This window comes from Winogradskya humida (assembly GCF_016862215.1).
GTDB lineage: Bacteria > Actinomycetota > Actinomycetes > Mycobacteriales > Micromonosporaceae > Actinoplanes > Actinoplanes humidus.
Map to the genome: position 1 here is coordinate 21,500 of NZ_BOMN01000021.1, position 19,478 is coordinate 40,977.

Consider the following 19,478-nt stretch of genomic DNA (forward strand, 5'->3'; position numbering starts at 1 on the left):
GGCCCGTTGCTGGCGGCTGCCGCCGGACGACGGTGGCTGCTTGGTCCTGTGCGCTGAGGCCGGGGCGGCGGGCTGTGGGGATCGGGGTCGGCTATGTGATCGGGTTCGGAGGGTTTCTGATCGCCTCGGTCATCGCTAACGCGGTGTAGCCCGATGCAGGGTGGTTGCGGGGAGTGGGTGGATCAGGGCGGCGAGCACGGTGCGGGCTGAGTCGTCGTCCATGTCCGTGGGGACGGTGATGTGGCTGAGGGAGATGTCGTCCGCGGTGGCGATGAATTCGTGGTCGTAGGTTGCCAGGGAGTCCGAGTAACGCAGGGCGATCCGGCCTCGCCAGTCCAGGTGGAACGTGGTGTCGCCGGGGTTCGGGGTGAAGGTGATGCGGTGGTCGGAGACGCTGTCGTGGCCGAGGAGGTAGATGCCGAAGGCCTGGTCCTCGTCGTCCTCCTGCTCGACGACGTCGACGGTGAAGTCGAGGTCCGCGAGGGGGCGCTGAGCGGTGGCGGCCAGGAAGCCGGGGTTCTCCCAGTGGGTGGAGGACAGGATGCAGTGGTGGTAGTTGGTCCAGACGATGGGGGCGGTCCAGTCGTCCTCGCCGTCGATCGCAGCCGGGTCGGCGTCGTAGGGGGCGCTCTCCAGGTGCAGGTCGAACCAGAGGCCGGTGGCGGGTTCCAGGCGGGCGGACCACCGCAGGTCGGCGATGTCGTGGCCGGCGGGCCAGGGGCTGCCCGGAAAGCTGATCATGGGGCTGGAGGGTACAACAGCGGGAAAGTCCGGCGGGCGGTGTCGGTTCGTGCCTAGGCTCGTGGGCGTGCACATGATCGCCGAGGTGGGCAGCCGGGTGGATCCGGGCGTCAGCTTGGCCGAGGGGGCCCGGCTGACGATGGCCACCGGGGAGCCCGTACGGCTGATGCTGAGTCTCAGCCGCCCGCACGCGCTGGAGGTCGACGCGGTGACGGCGAAGCCGACGCTGTTCGCGTGGGTGGACGCCGACGATGTCGGGGTGCTCGTCTACCGGCTGGGCCCGATCATGCCGTGGGCGCAGGTGACGTACCAGCCGCACCGGGCGGACGAGGAAGCGGCGGTCGACGGCCGGAACGTCGAGATCATGCTCGTGGACCGGGACAGCCGCGTGGTCAGGGCGCTGCACCGGGTCCGGTGGTCGTACGAGTTCGCCGCCGCGGTCAAGGCGTCGGTGACCCGGATGAGCGAGGCGCCGTACAACCGGATCGGCCATGAGCACGCCCTCGCCGCGCTGCGCCGCCGCTATCCGACGCCGGACGATCTCGTGATCGATCGCGCCGACGCCCGCTGCACCGCGACCTAACGCGTGGCGGTCGCCCGGTCGAGGACGTCGTCGGCGGGGCAGCGGCCGCGCATCACGTACCGGTCGGTGAAGGCAGCCACCGCGTCGCGCAGCTCGCGGGAGACGTCCTGGCGGGTCAGCCCCTCGTACGCCGACACGAACAGCCCCCGCGCGGCCCGCGCGAGCACCGGGTCGCCGAGACCCTCACGCGCGGCACGTTCCCACAGCCCGGGCTGCGCGCGTAGCGGCTCGGTGAGGTTCAGCGCCTGCACGGCGGCGCGGGGTTCGTCGAGCAGAGCGGCGATGACGGCGACGGGCACTCGCCAGCCCCCGCCCGGCTGACGGTCGGCGACGTCGATCTCAAGGTGCCCCCTGGTGGCGATCGGCGGCCGGACCGTCGCCAGGTGGGGCCGCAGGTCCGCGACGGAAGGCCGGCTGCCGGCCCGGGTCCAGTCCCGGAACGTACGCCCACCGCCCGCGACCGGTGCGTCGAGCACCAGCGCGGCCCAGTCGGAGCGCGGATCCGCCGTGGGCCGGGCGAGCTGCCGGGTGGCCTGCCGGGCCGACTTCCACCCGGTGGGCCGGCCGTCCCGCAGCGGGGAGTTGGCGAACGCGGCCGCCAGCACGGGGGCGAGCGCGTGGGCGAGGGTCCAGCGCCGCCGCAGCCCGAACAGGCCGTCCTCCTCGACACCGGCTTCGAGGCTGACGCGTACGCCCGCGGTGCCGTCCGTCGCGGAGGTGAACCCGCCGTCGGAGGCCTCGGAGAGCAGTGAGATCCCGTGCCCGGCGAACAGGGGCACCGGCATCGGCAGGTCCTCGGTCATCCGGTCGACGGCGGTGTCCAGTCCGGGCGACGGCGGGCCGCTGACCACCGCGACCCGGGCTGAGCGGGCGGTGAGGAAACCGTGCCGCAGCCGGGCCCGGCCCGTGGCGAGGGTGTCGGCGAGGGGCGCGGGCAGGCCGGGCTGGGAGAGCAGCAGGTCCACCTCGGCGCCGACGAAGCCCGGCCGGGACGGCGTAAGGGCCGCACCGGCGATGAGCAGCTCCGCGCCCTGTTCGGTCAGCGTGTTCATGACGGGCTCCATCCGTGAGGCCGCCTACCCTACTCCGCAGATAGGAATAGTGGGAACCCCCGGCAAGATGCGCCGCGCCCATCTGTAAGGTATGCATTCGTCACGACCGATACGACTCGAGGACGACCATGCGCAGAACCCTGCCCGCAACCCTTGCCGCGATAACGCTGGCCGGTTCGCTCGCGGCCTGCCAGGGTGGCGGCGACACCGGCACCACGACGACGGCGTTCGACCCCGCGACCTGCCAGGGCGGCACACTCTCGGTGCTCAACCAGGGTGGCATCACGCACCTCGACCCGGCCCGGCTCTACACCTCCGGCGGCGGCAACATCCCGTCGCTGCTGTTCCGCACGCTGACCACCCGCAACCGGCTGGCGGGTGAGGCCGGCACGAAGCCCGCGCCCGACCTCGCCACCGATCTGGGCACCCCGTCCGACGGCGCGAAGACGTGGAACTATACGCTGCGCGACGACATCTTCTTCGAGGACGGCACCCCGATCACCTCGGCGGACGTGAAGTACGGCATCGAGCGCTCGTTCGCCCCGGAGCTGCCGGGCGGCGCGCCCTACCTGCGCGACTGGCTCGTCGGCGCGGCGGCTTACCCGGGCCCCTACAAGGCGCCGGAGGGTCTCACGTCCATCGAGACCCCGGACGCCAAGACGATCATCTTCAAGCTCAGCAAGCCCGAGGGTGACTTCCCGTTCCTGGCCACGGCGACCCAGTTCGCGCCCGTGCCGAAGGCGAAGGACAAGGGCGCCGACTACGAGGCCCACCCGGTCTCGTCCGGGCCGTACATGGTCGAGAAGTACGAACCCAAGAAGACCCTCACCCTGGTACGCAATCCGCACTGGTCGAAGGCCGCCGACACCCTGCGCTACGCGTGCCCCGACCGCATCGAGGTGACGTCCGGGCTCGACGCGGCCGTCATCAACCAGCGGCTCACGTCCGGCGCCGGTCAGGACGCGAACGCCGTCACCACCGACGCGGTCGTCGGCCCCGAGCAGCTCGCCCAGCTCGGCTCCGGCTCCGAACTGGACAAGCGTGTCGCGCGTGGCGAGTTCCCGTCGACGACGTACCTCGCGTTCAACACCAAGAAGGCGCCGTTCGACAACCCCAAGGTGCGCGAGGCCCTCTCGTACGCCATCAACCGCACCTCGGTCGTGAACGCCCTCGGCGGCAGCGCGGTGGTCGGCCCGTCGACGACGTTCCTGCCCCCGCAGAAGGCGCTCGGCTACCAGCCGTACGACTACTTCCCGGCCGGTGACAACGGCGACCCGGCCAAGGCGAAGGAAGTCCTCGCCGCCGCCGGTGTCACCAACCTGACGATCGAGCTCGCTCACCAGAACGACGACTCCGAGGGGATCGGCCCGAAGGTCGCCGCCGCGATCCAGGACGCGTTCAAGCAGGCCGGCGTCACCGTCACGCTCAACGCCATCGACACCGCGACCTACCGCGACGTCACCGGCAAGCCCGCCACCCAGCCCGGCCTGGCGCTCGCGACGTGGGGTGCCGACTGGCCGTCCGGCGGCCCGTTCCTGATCCCGATCTTCGACGGCCGGCAGATCATCACCGCGGGCGGCAACTTCAACCAGTCCCAGTACAACGACCCGGCCGTCAACGCCGAGATCGACGCGATCCAGGCGCTCACCGACCCCGCCGAGGCCCAGGCCCGCTGGGGTGCGCTCGACGCGAAGCTGGGCAAGCTCGCCCTGGTCCTCCCGCTCACCCACGAGAAGGACGTCTACCTGTACGGCAAGAACGTCAAGAACGCCGTACCGGACGGCTGGCGGGGCACCTACGACCTGGCCCGGATCTCGGTCAAGTGACCCTGTTCCGCCGCCTCCTCGATGACCGCGCCTTCCTGACAGGCGCGGTCATCGCGGGTGTCATGGTGCTGGTCGCCCTGTTCGCGCCGCTGCTGACGGCGCTCGCGGGGCAGGACCCGACCACCTTCCACCCGGAGCTGCTGGACTCCGCCCGCGGCGGCGTCCCCCTGCACGGGATCACCGCCGACCACTGGCTCGGCGTGGAGCCCGGCACCGGCCGTGACCTGTTCGCCCGGGTCGTCTACGGCGCCCGGGTCTCGCTCGGCGTCGCCGTGTCCGCCCTCGCCCTGCAACTGCTGATCGGCGTGGGCATCGGCGTCGCCGCCGGGCTGGGCGGCCGCTACACCGACGCGGTCCTGAGCCGGCTCACCGACCTGACGCTGGCGTTCCCGCTGCTGGTGCTCGCGATCGCCCTGCTCGCGATCGTCCCGCAGTCGTGGCCCCGGCCCGCGCTGCTCGCCGTCGTCATCGCGCTGCTCGGCTGGGGCGGCACCGCCCGGATCGCCCGCGGCGAGACCCTGTCGCTCAAGACCCGCGACTACGTCTCCGCCGCCCGGGTCTCCGGCGCGGGGACGCTGCTGGTCGCCCGGCGCGAGATCCTGCCGGGCCTGGCCGCGCCCGTGCTCACGTACGCCGCGCTGATCCTGCCCTCCAACATGATCACCGAGGCCGGCCTCTCCTTCCTCGGGGTCGGCGTCCGGCCCCCGACACCCTCCTGGGGCCAGATGCTCTCCTCCGCCACGACCTGGTTCCGCGCCGACCCCATGTACGTCTTCGTCCCCGGCGCCCTGCTCTTCGTCACGCTGCTGGCCTTCGTGCTCGTGGCCAACGGTGTCCGCCGGGTCGTCGACCCCCGCCAGCGCGAGGTCCTGCGATGACCGGTTACCTGCTGCGCCGCGTCGGCGGCGCCATCGTGGTCCTGCTGGGACTGTCGATCATCGTGTACGCGTTGTTCTACCTCGCCCCCAAGGACCCGGCCATCCTGACCTGCGGCAAGGGCTGCACCCCGGACCGCCTCGCCGAGGTCCGCGCCGCGATGGGCCTCGACGCGTCCCCGCCCGCGCAGTACTGGGAATTCCTGCGCGGCCTCTTCCTCGGCCGCGACTTCCCGGCCGGCCCCGACGTACGGCACTGCCCGGCACCCTGCCTCGGCTACTCCTTCGAGACCGACCAGCCCGTGACCAAGCTGCTCACCGACCGGCTGCCCGTCTCGGCGTCCCTCGCGATCGGCGCCGAGATCCTGTCGCTCGCGGTCGGCATCGGCGCGGGCCTGCTCTCCGGGCTGCGCCGCTTCCGGATCCTCGACCGCATCGTCAACGGGCTGATCCTCGCCGGCTACGCCGTACCCGTCTTCCTGGTCGGGCTGTTCCTGCTGCTGCTGTTCTGCGTACGCCTGCAGTGGCTGCCGTTCCCCACCTACGTCCCGTTCACCACCGACCCCGCGGCGTGGGCGGAGAACCTGATCCTGCCCTGGATCGCGCTCGCGGTCATCCAGTCCGCGGCCTACGCCCGGCTGACGCGTGCCGGTGTGCAGGAGAGCCTTGCCGAGGACCACGTCCGCACGGCGAGGGCATACGGGATCCCGGAGGGGCGCATCGTGCGTACCCGTGCCCTCAGGGGTGCCCTGGTCCCGCTCGTCACCCTCACGGCGATCGACCTGGCCGCCATCATGGCCAGCGCCGTCCTCACCGAGACGATGTTCGGCCTGCCCGGCGTCGGCCAGCTCCTCGTCGGCGCGGTCAACCAGATCGACCTCCCCGTCGTCGTCGGCGTCACCCTGCTCACCGGCTTCCTCGTGGTGGTCGCGAACGCCGTCGCCGACCTCCTCTATGCGGCCGTCGACCCGAGAGTCCAACTGAGATGACCCTTCTTTCGGTACGCGACCTGCGCATCGGTTTCGGCAACACGCAAGCTGTCGACGGGCTGTCGTTCGACCTCGAGGCCGGTGGGGCGCTCGGGATCGTCGGGGAGTCCGGGTCGGGCAAGAGTGCCACCGCGCTGGCCCTGCTCGGGCTGCACGGGGAGGCGCGGATCGAGGGCTCGATCGACTTCGACGGGCTCGAGCTGACCAGCGCGAGCGAGGATCAGCTGCGGGCGATCCGGGGCGCCGGGATCGCGATGGTGTTCCAGGAGCCGCTGACCGCGCTGAGCCCGTTCCACCGGGTCGGGGACCAGATCGCCGAGGTCTACCGGTTGCACACCGGGGCGACGCGCAAGGCCGCGCGGGAGCGGGCCGTCGAGGTGCTCCGGCAGGTGCACATCGCGGACCCGGAGCGGCGGGCGCGGGCCTATCCGCACGAGTTCTCCGGGGGGATGCGGCAGCGGGCGCTCATCGCGATGGCGCTGGCCTGCAACCCGCGGCTGATCGTCGCCGACGAGCCGACCACCGCGCTCGACGTGACCGTGCAGGCGCAGATCCTCGACCTGCTCGACGAGGTGCGTACGGCGACCGGTGCCGCGCTGCTGCTGATCAGTCACGACCTGGGTGTGGTGGCGGGCTCCACCGACGACGTGATCGTGATGCGCCGTGGGGCGGTGGTCGAGGCCGGGGCCACCGATCAGGTGCTGGTCACGCCGCGGGCAGCGTACACAAAGGATCTTCTTGCTGCCGTGCCGAAGCCGTCGCCTGCCCGCGTGATCCAGGGCGGGCCGTTGCTGCGGGTTTCGGGTGTGAGCAAGCGATTCAGGAAGTTCACCGCGGTCGACGACGTCACGCTCGACGTGCGCGAGGGCGAGACACTCGGCATCGTCGGCGAGTCCGGGGCCGGCAAGACCACGCTGTCACGGATGATGGTCGGCCTGATCCCGCCGGACAGGGGCAGCATCACCCTCGCCGGCGCGGACATCGCCCGCCGCCGCGGCCGCTCGGTGCAGATGGTCTTCCAGGACCCGATGTCGTCGCTCAACCCGCGCCGCACGGTGGGGGAGAGCATCGCGGATCCGCTGCGGCTGCTCGGTGAGCTGGCCCCCAGGGTCACGATCGAGGCTCTGCTCGTACGCGTAGGGCTCGCACCGTCGCACTACGACAGCTACCCCCACCAGCTGTCCGGCGGCATGCGGCAACGGGTCGGCATCGCCCGCGCGCTGGCTCCGTCGCCCCGCCTGATCGTCTGCGACGAGCCCGTGTCGTCGCTGGACGTCACCACGCAGGCCCAGGTGCTGGCCCTGCTCGAGGACATCCGCCTCGAACGCGAGCTCACCATGGTCTTCGTCACCCACGACCTGGCCGTCCTGCGCCAGATCGCCGACCGGGTCGTGGTCATGCACGACGGCGCGGTGGCCGAGATGGGCGACGTCGCCTCCGTGTACGACCAGCCCCAGCACGCCTACACGAAGGAACTGCTCGCCGCGATCCCCGTAGCCGACCCGCTCGAGGCCCGCCGCCGCCGTGCCCTACGCCGTGCCGGGCTGGATGGGGCCGGGCTCGATGCCGAGCCGCTCGGCGCCACCCAGATCGAGTAGCACGCTGTCGTCCAGCAGCTCGCCCTCGACGACCAGGCCGAGCTGCACGTTCTCGCGCTCCTGATCGGCGTAGACGAGCACCTGCGCGGGCATCAGCCGCTTGCCCGCCCGCTCGCGCACCGCCTTGACGAGCAGCACCTCCCGCTCGACCCCCGCATCGACGGCCTCGGCCGTGGCGGCTGCGATCTTGACGGCCTCGGTGGGGACGTCGGCGAGGCTGATGGCGTCGGCGCGTGATTCCGGGAGGACGAGGAGGTCGTCGCGCTGGGCGTCGGCGCGGGAGATCGTGCGGGCGTCGGCCCAGGGGGTGACCCGCCAGGACGACCGGTCGAAGAGCAGCAGGATGCCCGCCTCGGCAGGGGCTGCGTCCCTCGGTGTGGCTTGCTCGATGACGCCGTGCCGGTAGCTGATCGTGCCGGCGGACAGCTGAGCCGCGACCGCGTCGGCGACCACGGCTTCCGGCAGGTGCAGGGCGGCGGCGAGCTCGCCCACCGTGGTCCCGCCCGACGCGGCCCGGCGAAGCACGAAGTCGTCGACCGGTGGCAGCGGCCTGCGCTCCCGGGCGATGATCTCGGCGCTGAACCGGGTGACCGGGACGGCGGCGGCGACGACTTTCACGAGGTCCCAGCCCGGCCGGGCGTAGCTGTCAGACGGCGGCGTCACGGATCTCGCACTCCTCAGGGTGGGCGCCGATGTAGAGCGACACGTCGCGCAGCGCCCCGGGACGGCTGCGGCAGAAGGCGGCGTCCCCGACGATGATCAGCCGGGACCGGGCCCGGGACAGGGCGACGCTGATCCGGCGCCAGTTCGGCTCGCCGACGAACCCGAAGTCGCCCTTGTCGTTGCTGCGGGTCACGGAGAAGATCACGACGTCGCACTCGCGTCCCTCGGCGGCGTCCAGGGAGATCACCTCGGCGTGCCCCGTGAGCCTGCGGAGTTCGTCGACCTGGCCTGCGTACGGAGCGATGATCAGCACTTTCTCTCCGGGCGTGACCGTCTCGAGCTGCTTGACCACCTCCACGGCCTCGGCGGGGTTCAGGAGAACGGCGTCGTGGCGTACCTCCCGGCGCTGCTCGCCGAGGCCGGCGGTGTCGACCCACAGCACCGGGCGGTCCGGCCCGGGCGACCCGCTACCCTTCCGGGCGTAGAAGCAGGTCTCGATGAGATCGCCGATCGCGGGGACCATCCGGTGCTGCCCGGTCAGCACGTGTGCGCCGGTGCGGGTGGCGGCGTCGGTCTGCACGAGCGCGGGCGTGAGGGCGTACTCCTTCAGCACCGGTTTCTGCCGCAGCAGGACCTCGTCCGCCGGGGGAAGCTGGTTCGGATCTCCTATGAGGACCGACCTGCGAGCCTGGACGAGCGCCACCAGCGTCTCGGTCGCGGTGGCCCTGGACACCTCGTCGATGACGCAGAGGTCGAACTCGAGGTCACCGATCGCGGGCCGGCTCAGGAACTCCCGCATGGTGGTGGCCACGACGCCGGACGGATGCAGGAAGGCGGCAGCCAGCCACTCCTCCTGGATCCCCAGCACCCGCCGCGACTCCGGGGATGTCGCGGTGCTGAGCACTCCGGCCGCCGCGAACTGGTCCAGGGCTTCCCGGGTGTGGGTGAGGACAAGGATGCGTGCGTCCGGGTCGCGCAGGTGCGTCTGCCGCACGATCTCGGCGGCGACCGTGGTCTTGCCCGAGCCGGGCGCGCCCTGCACGAGCACAAGATCCTGTGATCCGAGGGCTTGGCGGACCGCCTCGCGCTGACTGTCGTCGAGGTCGTCCCGGGACCATTGGTGTACGCCCGCCACGTCGCCGGCCGGGATCGCACCCGGGTCCTGCAGCATCCCGGCCAGCCCGGGGTTCGTGGTGCGCCCCGTCCGGACCCTGACCAGCGCGTCCTCCTGCCGTCGCAGCGCGGCGCGGTCGCTGCGCTCCAGGGCCTCGCGGGCGTCCAGCAGCCGTTCCCAGAGCTCGAAGAGATCCGTGGCGGGCTTCGCCGCCGGGGCCGCCGACCGGTGCTGCTCCAGCCGGGCGAGCAGGAAGTCGAGACCGTACCCGGCGGCCTCCGCACCCGGGTCCTCGAACTGGAACGTCACCGTGCGGGTCAGATCGGTCGCCTTGCGCCGCCACCGCCGCAGCCAGACGTCGTCCTTGCGCTCCGCGCTGATGATCCGCACCCGGTCGGGGAACTCCGCGTCCGACGCCGCACGCAGCAGCATCGTGCGCCCGGCGAACAGGATCCGCTGATCGTTGACCTGCCCGGTCCGCGCGTCGAACGAGTAATCGGTGTGCAGCACGCCGGTCAGCTCGTCGAGGATGGTCTGCTCGGCGCGGCGGAAGTCGGTCTCCTGCAGCGGCTCGACGCCGAGCACCAGCCCGGCTGCCGCGCGGGTGATGCCGAGCCAGACGGTGTTACGGCTGCGGGACTCACGCTGCCGGGCGGTCCGGCACGCCCCGGCGAGCTCGTGCTCCATCACGGCGGCGTCGGGGTAGCGCTTCGCCGGATCCGGGGAGACACAGGTGTCGAGGACGTCCTGGACCTCGGGCGGCACGTCGGAGCCGTCGAGTGCCGCGATGGCGAGCTCGCCGAAGGCGTACACATCTTGGGCGTAACCCGCATCGGACCGGGTGCCCGCGAGACCGGTGAGCTCGACCTGACCGTCGGCGGCCAGCCCCACACCGGCGGGGGCGAGGGTCGTGTGCGCGATGCCCCTGAGGTGGGCGTAGGCGAGCGCTCCGGCGAGAGGCAACCCGATGGTGTCGAAGAACGCCAGCCATTCGTAGTGCCGCTTCGCGTCCAGCTCGTCCTGCAGGCTGCGGCCGGGGCTGTCCTGCGGCCCGGCGATGTTCGGATGACGCAGCGCGTTCAGGGCCGCGGTCTGCCGGCGCAGGAAGAGCTCGATGACCTCGTCGTGCTCGGCTGGGGCCTTGTCGAGTGGGGGTGGCGGCACCCGGCAAACAGTATTACGGCCCGCTTTCTACACGCTCCGGAGGGGTCATCCGGCCCGCCGTCAGGTTGCGTGCAGTTAGGTTGTGTGCAATTTAGTTGTGCACAACTAAATTGCACACAACCTAAAGGCTGGACGTCCTGTCCTAATGATGGACGGATCGTCTAGGCTGGCGATCGTGACGACCCCTCGTACGCCCTACCTGGTGCTTGATCGATCGGTGGCGTCGGCGAACATCGCGCGGCTCCGGGAGCGCGTCGCCGGCCTCGGCGTCCGGCTGCGCCCGCACCTGAAGACCACGAAGTCGGTGGACGTCGCCCGTCTCGTCGTCGGCGACGTGCCCGGCCCGATCACCGTCTCCACGCTCGCGGAGGCCTACGCGTTCGCCGACGCGGGCTACACCGACATCCTCTACGCGGTCGGCATCGCTCCCGCAAAACTCCCCGACGTGTACGCGTTGCAGGCCCGCGGTGTGCAGCTGACCGTCCTGCTGGACAGCGTCGCCCAGGCCGAGGCGGTCGCGGGCTCGGCCCCCGCGCTCATCGAGATCGACTGCGACGGGCACCGCGGTGGCGTGCTGCCCGGGGACCCGCTGCTACTGGACATCGCCGCGGCGCTGGGCGCACCCGCCGGAGTGCTCGTGCACGCGGGGGAGTCGTACCACGCTCGTTCAGCCGGTGAGCTGGAAGCGGCCGCCGAGAACGAGCGCGCGGTCGCCGTCGAGGCCGCGGCCCGGTTGCGCGCCGCCGGATACGAATGCCCGATCGTGAGCGTGGGCTCCACCCCGACCGCGCACTTCGCCCGGGACCTGAGTGGCGTCACGGAGGTCCGCGCCGGCAACTACGTCCTGTTCGACCTCGTCATGGCCGGCCTCGGCGTCTGCACACCGGCGGACATCGCCGCCGCCGTGGTCGTCACGGTCATCGGCCACAACCCCGGCAAGGGCTGGATCATGACGGACGGCGGCTGGATGGCCACCTCCCGCGACCGCGGCACCGCCGCCCAGCTCACCGACCAGGGATACGGCCTGGTCACCGCCCTGGACGGCACGATCTTCGCGGACCTGCTCATGGTGGACGCCTCCCAGGAACACGGCACCCTCGCCCTGCGCGCGGGCAGCACGGAGAACCTCCCGGACCTCCCGGTGGGCACCCAGCTCCGCATCCTGCCCAACCACGCCTGCGCCACCACCGCCCAGCACGACGGCTACCACGTCCGCGACACCCCCGGCGGCGAGCTGATCGCCTACTGGCCCCGGGTGCGTGGCTGGTGACCGCCGACCGCGCCTGATCACTGGTGGCCCGGGAGCCGCGGGTCGCCGGTGGCGGGGAGGGCGACCGTGCATTGTTCCTGGATCTGGAAATAGGGTGCGGGCCCCCACGTCCCGGTTCAGGCCGGGTCCGCGCCTCTATGTCGCGGTCCAGGCAGGGGTGAGGGCTCCTCCGTCCCGGTCCAGGCCCGGTGTCCGGGCCCCTACGGTTCGGTCCAGGCGGAGTGCGGGCCCAGAAGGTCGGTCAGGGCGGCTGTTCCCGCGGGGGTGACCCGGACGGCGCGGCCTGAGCCGATGCGGGTGAGCCAGCCGGAGGTGAGGGCGTGGGTGCAGAGGGTGGCGCCGGCGATTCCGGCGAGGTGTTCGCGGCGTTCGGTCCAGTCGAGGCAGCCCCGGGCGAGGGGGCGCCGGGAGCGGGTGGGGGCGCCCGGGCCGGTCGGGGTGGTTGGGCCGGTCGGGGTGGTCAGGGCGGTCAGCCAGGTGCGGCCCGGGTCGGTGAGGGTGAAGCCGGGGTCTCGGGAGAGCAGTCCTTTGTGGTCCATCGCGTCGGTGATCGCCACGCCGAGGCGGCCCGCCAGGTGGTCGTAGCAGGTACGGCCACGGGCCAGCGCCGCCGAAGCCGTGACCGCCCGCAGGCCTCGGGCCGGGGTGGGCGTGGCGGGGATGTGGCCGGCCAGGTCTTCTATGAGCTGGGCGATCGGGGCGCCGGAGAGGCGGACGTAGCGGTGGCGGCCCTGGCGTTGCTCGGTGAGGATGCCGCCCGCGACGAGTTTGTGGAGGTGCCCGGTGGCCGTGGCGGGGGCCACTCCGGCGTGGGTGGCCAGTTCGCCGGCGGTCCAGGCGCGGCCGTCGAGCAGGGCGAGGCAGATGGTGGCCCGGGTCTCGTCGGCGAGCAGCGCGGCGAAACGGGACAGGGCCCGGGACTCGGTCATCGTCCCATCGTCCGGCATCGGGGTTTCGGCGCCGGCCGAACCGTCGGGCGAGCCGATGGCCGAACCGTCGGGATATCGTCGGGGGCATGGGCGGTTACTACGAGTCGCACATCGATCGCAAGATCCGTGAGGCGCAGGAGCAGGGGCAGTTCGACAATCTTCCGGGCGCGGGGAAACCGCTGAGCGATCACGGCCAGGACTACAGCGAGGACTGGTGGGTGAAGGACTGGCTGCGCCGGGAGGGTGCGGCCGGGGGTGCCCTGCCTCCCACGCTGGCCGTGCGGCGCGAGCGTGAGGATGTTGAGGCGACCGTGGACAAACGGCATTCCGAGGACGAGGTCCGGGCGTACGTGTCGGCGTTGAATGAGCAGTTGCGCAAGGCCCGGGCCGGGTTGATGGACGGGCCGCCGGTGCTGCTTCCGCCGCTGGATGCCGACAGGGTGGTGCGGGGCTGGCGGGAACGCCGCGTCAGGCCTTCTTCTCGGTCATGACGAGCGGGTCCGCGGTCAGGGTGTCGCAGTGGATGAACGCCTTCTGCAGCTTCACGTCGGTGAACCAGAGGACCGGCAACGTCAGCGGGGGCGGCATCTCCGGGGTGAAGATGACCGGGATGACACCGAAGAGTTTGCCCTCGAAGCGGGTGGCGTAGAGGCGTACGTTTCCCTCGGTGGTCAAGGTTCCGCTCTCGAAGAGGGTGATGTTTCCGCCCTTCTCCTGGACGGTCAGCCGGAACGGCTTGGTCACCGCCTTGTCCATGCTGAACTTCAGCGCCTTCAGCGTGCCCTCCGCCGTGGGGACGTCGACCACGCCGTCGTAGGTCGAGTCGTACATCGTCAGCGAGTCGCTCTCCAGCAGCGCCGGGTGGGCCGCGACCAGGGGAAGGTCGCTGCCGTCGCCGTCCTTGAACACCCGGGGGCCCAGGCACGGGATCTCGTCGAGGCTCGGCGACGGGGACGGAGCCGCCGAGCCGGACGTGGTGGACGGCTCGGGGGAGGCCGGGACTGAGGCTGACGGCTCATGGGATCCGGGGGTCGAGGCGGACGGCTCGGGGGATCCGGGGGTCGTGACAGAGGCTGTCGGGACAGGGTCGGCGGACGGCTCGGCGGACGGGGTGGCGCCGGCTTCGGGTTCGTCGTCACCGCCGAGGATGTCGTCCACGCCGTCGACCAGGCCGTTCCAGACGTCTGTCAGGGGGTTGCCCCTGTCGCCCTCCTCGGGGTCGTCGGACTTCTCCGCGGCGGGCGTGGGGCTTTTCGAGGTGGAGGCGCGTGGGGTCACGCTGGGCTGCACCGTCGCCGGCTTCTTGGCGATCTTCCTGGCGGCCGGCGAGGAGGCGGGCGCCGAGGAGGCGGGCGCCGAGGAGGCGGGTGGGGAGGCGCTCGTCGATCGGGACGGCAGGCCTTCGGGGCATTCGACGTCGGCGCGGGCCGGGGCGTGGCTGCCGGCGATCAGCAGGGCGGCCGTCACTGCCAGCGGGACCAGCGTGATCACGAGTGCCTTGCGGTGTGGGCTGTGTCCCGGGCGCTCGGCGGCGGGCTCGCTCGCAGGGACGGCCTTGGCGGTCTCAGCGCTTCCGCCCGGAGTGATCACCTGGGTGGTGTCGGGGCCACCGCCCAGGCCGGGGACGATCTCCGGCGTGGAGACGGGCCGTGCGGGCCGTGCGGGGGGTGCGCCGTAGGGCAGGTCCGGGGCGAGGGGCGCGTCACCCGGCGGCGAGGAGTGCGCGGCCGCGACGGGAGCGGGAGACGGTTTGCGGGGGGCCCAGGCCAGGACGAGCGCGCCGCCGATGATGCCGAGGAGCATGCCCAGGGCGAAGCCGCCGAAGTTCAGGCCGATCAGGGAGTACACGGCGGTGAGCAGGCCGAGGATGCCGTAGAAGAGCCGCTGGCCGGGGGAGAGCCAGGTCAGCACGCCGCAGAGCACCAGGATCAGCGGCAGCAGGTAGGACAGGAAGCCCTCGGGGCCGAAGTGGACCTCGAGGTCGCCGATGCTCTGGTTCGCGCTGATGAACAGCTCCAGGCCGGCGAGCAACAGCAGCAGTCCGCCCCAGAACGGCCTGGTACGCCGCCAGCGGTGGAAGCCCGCCCAGGTGGGTGATGGCACGAAGCGCCCTTTCATGGTGCCGGGCACGGTTGAGGCCCGCGGTGGTGCAGACCGCGGGCCTCAAGCGTGGGTCAGAAGCACTCCGGAGGCGTACCGCTGCCGGAGACATTGATCTTCAGGTTGAGGCCGGTGAGGGTGAACGTGCCGGCCGTGGTGGAGACGGCGGTCTGCTTGAGGCCGTCGATCTTCACGTGGGTGGCCTGCTGGCCGAACATGCCGGTGCGGGCCTTCTTCTCCGCGGCGGTCTCGCTCGCGGGCCCGACCGTGGAGGCGTCCTGGCCGATGTTGATGTCGGTGAACTCCGCGTCGCCGCTGAGCTCGTTGACGCCGATCAGCAGGTTGGTCGCCTTCGCGGGCTTCCCATCCTCGCGCCCGGCCCGGATGGTGAGGGAGATGGGCAGGCCGGGGGTCTTGACCGACTGGCACAGGTTGTAGAGCTTGGCGGAGTCGATGCTGGAGATGGCGACCGGGATCTTGGTGCCGTCCGTCTTCTCGACGAAGCCGCCGTACTGGGCGAAGCCGGTGCCGTCGAGCTGGTCGGCGGAGATCTTGAACGTCTGGCCGGAGACGGCGAACGAGGCTGCGAAAGCCCCGTTGGCCATGCCGAAGACCAGTGCGGCGACCGCCGCGGTGGGTACCGCCGTGGCGACCGCGAAACGGCGCCAGTTGGTGCGACCGTAAGCCGGGTCGCCCTGCGCTTCCTTCACCGATTCTCCCTTGTGAAATGAACGGGGCTTAACGTGCGGGAAATGTTGCTCCTACCCGCCGGTAGGGAGCAAGAGGTCTGGCTACCGGTCGGTAACGTCGCCGAAACAAGATCACCTCACGCAGGGTTACATCGGTGATCGGCAATGCTATCGAAAGCCGCATTTTGCGAGTGTGACCGTCACCACAGGTGCGGATTTCCTCAAGGTAACGAATCGGTAACGACCTTCAGGGAGCTCACAGGTTCAAGTCCGGCGCCAACGTGCCGAAACAAGTCATGTGAGGGTGCGCGAGGAGGAGCGGCTGCGGGCGCTGCACGAGTACAACCTGCTCGACGCGCCCGCCGACGACGAGCTCGAGGCGGTCGTGCGGGTCGCCGCGATGGTGGCGGGCGTCCCGAACGCGACGCTGAACCTGATCGACGAGAAGCGCCAGTGCCAGCTCACCACGACCGGCTTCGAGGGCGGCGACTCCGCCCGCGAGGACTCCATGTGCGCGATCCGGTTCGAGACCGGCAGGTTCACCTATCTGCCCGACGCCAGCGTGGACCCCACGTACGCGACCAACCCCTGGGTCACCGGACTGCTCGCCGACGTACGTTTCTATGCCTCGGCGCCCCTGGTCACGCCGCAGGGCCACGCCCTGGGCACGCTGTGCGTGTTCGACTCCGAGGTGCGTGAGCTCAGCGACGAGCAGATCGCCCGGCTCAAGGATCTCGCTCAGGTCGTGCTCGCGCTGTTCGAGCGGCGCCGGCAGGCCCGGCTCAACGCGCGGCTCTACGTCGAGGCCGAGGCGCGCCAGGACTTCACCGACGCGGTGCTGGAGACCATCGACGTCGCCGTGGTGGCCGCCGACCCCCATGGTCACCTGACCCTCTTCAACCGCGCCAGCCGCGAGTGGCACGGCCTGGACGCCGATCCCTCGATCACGCCGGGCGACTTCGCGGACCACTACGCGCTCTACCGCACCGACGGCGTGACGCCGCTGCCCGTGGAGGAGATCCCGCTGCTGCGGGCGCTGCGCGGTGGCATGGTCCGGGACGCAGAGATGATCATCAAACCAGCGGGGCGTACGCCGGTGCACGTCAACGTCAGCGGCCGCGCCCTCACCACCGCGGACGGCAGCCCGCTCGGCGTCGTGGTCGCGATGAGTGACGTGACCGCCGACCGGGCCCAGCGTGAAGCCCTGGAGAACGCCCTCACCGAGCTGCGCCGCTCCAACACCGAGCTGGAGCAGTTCGCCGGCGTGGTCAGCCACGACCTCGCGGCACCGCTCGCCGTCGTGCACGGCTACCTCGAGCTGCTCGCCGACAACTACCGCGAGAACCTCGACGAGCTGGCCCACAAGTGGATCGACTCCGCGGTCCGCGCGGTCGGCCGGGTTCAGGGCCTGATCGACGCGCTGCTCTCGTACGCGCGGGCGGGCAGTGAGCCGTGCCGCCGCGCGCAGGCCGACCTGGGCGAGGTGGCGAAGCTGGCGCTGCTGGACCTGCACGAGGTGATCGAACCGGCGGGCGCGCGGGTCGAGCTCGTCCCCGGCCTGCCCACCCTCGCCGTCGACCCGACCCTGATCCGGCAGCTGCTGCAGAACCTCATCGGCAACGCCGTGAAGTACCGGCACCCCGACCGGCCCAGCCGGATCACCGTCGCCGCCGGGCCCGACCCCGGCGGATGGCGGGTGACGGTGACCGACAACGGCATCGGCATCCCCGCGTCCGACCGTGCGCGGGTCTTCGAGATGTTCACCCAGATCGACGGCGAGCTGCCCGGCTACGGCGTGGGCCTGTCCACCTGCCAGCGCATCGTCGAACGCCACGGCGGCACGATCCGGGCCGAGGCGGCGCCCGGCGGCCAGGGCACGACCATCGCGTTCACCCTGCCGGAGGCGTGACGTGGGTTCGCTCGGCCGACGCGTACACGCCGGTTTCATCCTGCTGATCCTGCTGTTCCTCGGCTATGTCATCACCCAGCTCGTGGTCACCGAGCGGCTGCAGACCCGGCACGCCGCGCGCGCCACCCGGCTCGAGGCCGCCCGCGACGCCAACGTCGCGGTGCTGCAGCACATGACCGACGCCGAGACGGGCGTACGCGGATTCCAGCTGACCGGGGAGGACCTGTTCCTCGATCCGTACGACAAGGGCCGCGGCGGCGCGTTCATCGCGCTCGACACGGTGGCCGCCACGACCACCGACCCGGCGGTGCTCCAGCTGCTCAAACAGGAACGCGCGGCCGCGTCGCAGTGGCTCTACGCGTTCGCGACCCCGGTCGTGAACGCCGGCGTCGCCGACCCCGAGTACCCGCTGACCCGCCGGGGCAAGGACCTGTTCGACGGGATCCGCGCGTCCAACGCCGCCGTGGACGCGGCGATCCGGGCCGATCAGGCGGCCACCACCGACCACGACCGCCGGGAGCAGCGCCTGGCCCAGCTGCTCTTCGAGTCGCTCGGCGTCGCCCTGCTGGGCGGGACGATGCTGTTCGGGCTCTGGAGCCGCCGGACGCTGATCGCGCCGCTGGAACACATCCGCGGCACCCTGCAACGGCTCGCGAGCGGTGAGTTGTCGGCGCGGGCGGTGCCGGCCGGGCCGAAGGAGCTGCGTACGGTCATCCGCACGCTCAACGACCTCGCCGCCGAGACCGAACGGCTGCACGCCGCCGACCGGGCCCGGATCCACCGCACCGACCTGCGCCAGGCGGTCGCCGTGGAACTGCGCGACACCCACGACCCCGCGCTCATGGCCCGCCGCATCGCCGCCATGATCGGTGAGGCGCTCGGCGCCGACGCCGTCCACGGCCGGATCTCCGCCGACGTCACCCACGGGCTCACCGTCAGCTGGCCGCAGGAGGCGCCGTCGCTGTCCGCGCGTACGGTCCAGGAAGTTCTTGCCGGTGAGCCCGGCGTGGCCCTGACCGTGCCGCACATCCAGGGTGCCATCGCCGTCCCGATCGCCGGCGACGCCAACTGCCCGCCGGGGCTGCTCTACGTGGTACGCCACGAGCGCCCCGAGTGGAGCGACGACGAGCGCCGCCTGCTGGTCACGCTGGCCCGCGAGATCGACCACGCCGTACGCCAGCAACGCCTGCACGCCCGCCAGGCCCGTCTCATCGGGGAGCTGCGCGGCCTCGACGAACGCAAGGACGTCTTCGTCTCGACCGTCACCCACGAGCTGCGTACGCCGCTGACGAGCATCCTCGGCTACACGGAGATGCTCAGCGACGGCGACGGCGGCGAGCTGTCCCCCCTGCAGCAGCGCGGCGTCAGCGCGATCCTGCGCAACGCCCACCGCCTCCAGGCCACGGTCGCCGACCTGCTGCTTCTCGACAAGGCGGGCGCCGCGATCGGCGAGCACGACGACGCCGGCGGCGACAGCGCCCCTGTCGACCTCGCGACCACCGCGGCGACGGTGCACGCCGAGTTCGCCCCGGTCGCGCGGGGCCGAGACGTCACCCTGACCGGTGACGCCGCCCCGGTGTGGGTGCACGGCGACGCCCGGAGGCTGGAACGCGCGCTGCGCAACCTGTTCGACAACGCTCTGAAGTTCACCGCGGCGGGCGGCCACGTCACTTACCACGTACGCGCCGAGGGCAGCGACGCCGTCTTCTGCGTCACCGACACCGGCATCGGCATCCCCGAGGGCGACCTGCCCGGCATGTTCACCCCGTTCCACCGGGCGGCCAACGCCATGGACCAGGCCGTCCAGGGCCCCGGCCTCGGCCTCGCCATCGTCCGCACGATCGTCACCGAACACGGCGGCACGGTCCGGGTGCAGTCCCGCCTCGACCACGGCAGCACATTCACGGTCACCCTGCCCCTGACCGCGGTCCCGAGCCCGGCCTGACGGTCTCCGAAGGCTTTGGCTGCTCACGGCT

At 71.6% G+C, this 19,478-nt stretch carries 16 protein-coding genes; 9 read left to right on the forward strand and 7 right to left on the reverse strand.

The window, feature by feature from the left end; genetic code table 11:
- Positions 1–135: 135 nt before the first annotated feature.
- Positions 136–741, reverse strand: a complete 606-nt coding sequence (locus Ahu01nite_RS08080) for a hypothetical protein (protein WP_203835801.1) — start codon at positions 739–741, stop codon at positions 136–138.
- 49 nt (positions 742–790) lie between these two features.
- Here Ahu01nite_RS08080 and Ahu01nite_RS08085 point away from each other — a divergent pair, with 49 nt between their 5' ends.
- Complete coding sequence (locus Ahu01nite_RS08085) at positions 791–1,324, forward strand: hypothetical protein (protein WP_239158706.1); 534 nt, start codon at positions 791–793, stop codon at positions 1,322–1,324.
- Here the strand turns inward: Ahu01nite_RS08085 and Ahu01nite_RS08090 are convergent.
- Positions 1,321–2,376: a glutamate-cysteine ligase family protein gene (locus Ahu01nite_RS08090; RefSeq protein WP_239158707.1), complete on the reverse strand. Its 1,056-nt coding sequence runs from the start codon at positions 2,374–2,376 to the stop codon at positions 1,321–1,323. The two genes, Ahu01nite_RS08085 and Ahu01nite_RS08090, sit on opposite strands and share 4 nt — an antisense overlap.
- Positions 2,377–2,504: 128 nt before the next feature.
- On the opposite strand from Ahu01nite_RS08090, the gene Ahu01nite_RS08095 reads away from it, so the two are divergent.
- The 4 genes from Ahu01nite_RS08095 to Ahu01nite_RS08110 are packed head-to-tail and all read left to right on the forward strand — an operon-like array spanning position 2,505 to position 7,664.
- Complete coding sequence (locus tag Ahu01nite_RS08095; protein WP_203835803.1) at positions 2,505–4,202, forward strand: ABC transporter substrate-binding protein; 1,698 nt, start codon at positions 2,505–2,507, stop codon at positions 4,200–4,202.
- The gene (locus tag Ahu01nite_RS08100) at positions 4,199–5,080 is read left to right on the forward strand and encodes an ABC transporter permease (RefSeq protein WP_239158708.1); all 882 of its coding nucleotides are present in this window, start codon (positions 4,199–4,201) and stop codon (positions 5,078–5,080) included. The genes Ahu01nite_RS08095 and Ahu01nite_RS08100 overlap by 4 nt, the downstream gene beginning before the upstream one ends.
- Complete coding sequence (locus Ahu01nite_RS08105) at positions 5,077–6,066, forward strand: ABC transporter permease (protein ID WP_203835804.1); 990 nt, start codon at positions 5,077–5,079, stop codon at positions 6,064–6,066. The genes Ahu01nite_RS08100 and Ahu01nite_RS08105 overlap by 4 nt, the downstream gene beginning before the upstream one ends.
- Positions 6,063–7,664, forward strand: a complete 1,602-nt coding sequence (locus Ahu01nite_RS08110) for a dipeptide ABC transporter ATP-binding protein (RefSeq protein WP_203835805.1) — start codon at positions 6,063–6,065, stop codon at positions 7,662–7,664. Before Ahu01nite_RS08105 ends, Ahu01nite_RS08110 begins: the two co-directional genes overlap by 4 nt.
- Here Ahu01nite_RS08110 and Ahu01nite_RS08115 read toward each other — a convergent pair.
- Together Ahu01nite_RS08115 and Ahu01nite_RS08120 are read right to left on the reverse strand one after the other, a co-directional pair.
- Complete coding sequence (locus Ahu01nite_RS08115; protein WP_203835806.1) at positions 7,596–8,327, reverse strand: hypothetical protein; 732 nt, start codon at positions 8,325–8,327, stop codon at positions 7,596–7,598. The two genes, Ahu01nite_RS08110 and Ahu01nite_RS08115, sit on opposite strands and share 69 nt — an antisense overlap.
- Positions 8,311–10,605, reverse strand: a complete 2,295-nt coding sequence (locus Ahu01nite_RS08120; RefSeq protein WP_203835807.1) for a DEAD/DEAH box helicase — start codon at positions 10,603–10,605, stop codon at positions 8,311–8,313. Before Ahu01nite_RS08120 ends, Ahu01nite_RS08115 begins: the two co-directional genes overlap by 17 nt.
- A 175-nt stretch (positions 10,606–10,780) precedes the next feature.
- On the opposite strand from Ahu01nite_RS08120, the gene Ahu01nite_RS08125 reads away from it, so the two are divergent.
- A complete protein-coding gene (locus tag Ahu01nite_RS08125) occupies positions 10,781–11,875 on the forward strand; it encodes an alanine racemase (RefSeq protein WP_239158709.1) in 1,095 nt (364 codons plus the stop codon).
- Between the two features lie 200 nt (positions 11,876–12,075).
- Here the strand turns inward: Ahu01nite_RS08125 and Ahu01nite_RS08130 are convergent, their stop codons facing one another.
- The gene (locus Ahu01nite_RS08130) at positions 12,076–12,804 is read right to left on the reverse strand and encodes an ArsR/SmtB family transcription factor (protein WP_203835809.1); all 729 of its coding nucleotides are present in this window, start codon (positions 12,802–12,804) and stop codon (positions 12,076–12,078) included.
- Between the two features lie 86 nt (positions 12,805–12,890).
- Here Ahu01nite_RS08130 and Ahu01nite_RS08135 point away from each other — a divergent pair, with 86 nt between their 5' ends.
- Positions 12,891–13,295, forward strand: coding sequence for a DnaJ family domain-containing protein (locus tag Ahu01nite_RS08135; protein ID WP_203835810.1), 405 nt, complete (start codon positions 12,891–12,893; stop codon positions 13,293–13,295).
- Here Ahu01nite_RS08135 and Ahu01nite_RS08140 read toward each other — a convergent pair.
- Positions 13,273–14,907: a DUF6114 domain-containing protein gene (locus Ahu01nite_RS08140; protein ID WP_203835811.1), complete on the reverse strand. Its 1,635-nt coding sequence runs from the start codon at positions 14,905–14,907 to the stop codon at positions 13,273–13,275. The two genes, Ahu01nite_RS08135 and Ahu01nite_RS08140, sit on opposite strands and share 23 nt — an antisense overlap.
- A gap of 71 nt (positions 14,908–14,978) precedes the next feature.
- Positions 14,979–15,614: a DUF6230 family protein gene (locus Ahu01nite_RS08145; RefSeq protein ID WP_203835812.1), complete on the reverse strand. Its 636-nt coding sequence runs from the start codon at positions 15,612–15,614 to the stop codon at positions 14,979–14,981.
- Between the two features lie 277 nt (positions 15,615–15,891).
- On the opposite strand from Ahu01nite_RS08145, the gene Ahu01nite_RS08150 reads away from it, so the two are divergent.
- Positions 15,892–17,502, forward strand: a complete 1,611-nt coding sequence (locus tag Ahu01nite_RS08150; protein WP_203835813.1) for a sensor histidine kinase — start codon at positions 15,892–15,894, stop codon at positions 17,500–17,502.
- A 1-nt stretch (position 17,503) separates the two neighbouring features.
- Positions 17,504–19,447: an ATP-binding protein gene (locus Ahu01nite_RS08155; RefSeq protein ID WP_203835814.1), complete on the forward strand. Its 1,944-nt coding sequence runs from the start codon at positions 17,504–17,506 to the stop codon at positions 19,445–19,447.
- Positions 19,448–19,478 lie beyond the last annotated feature (31 nt).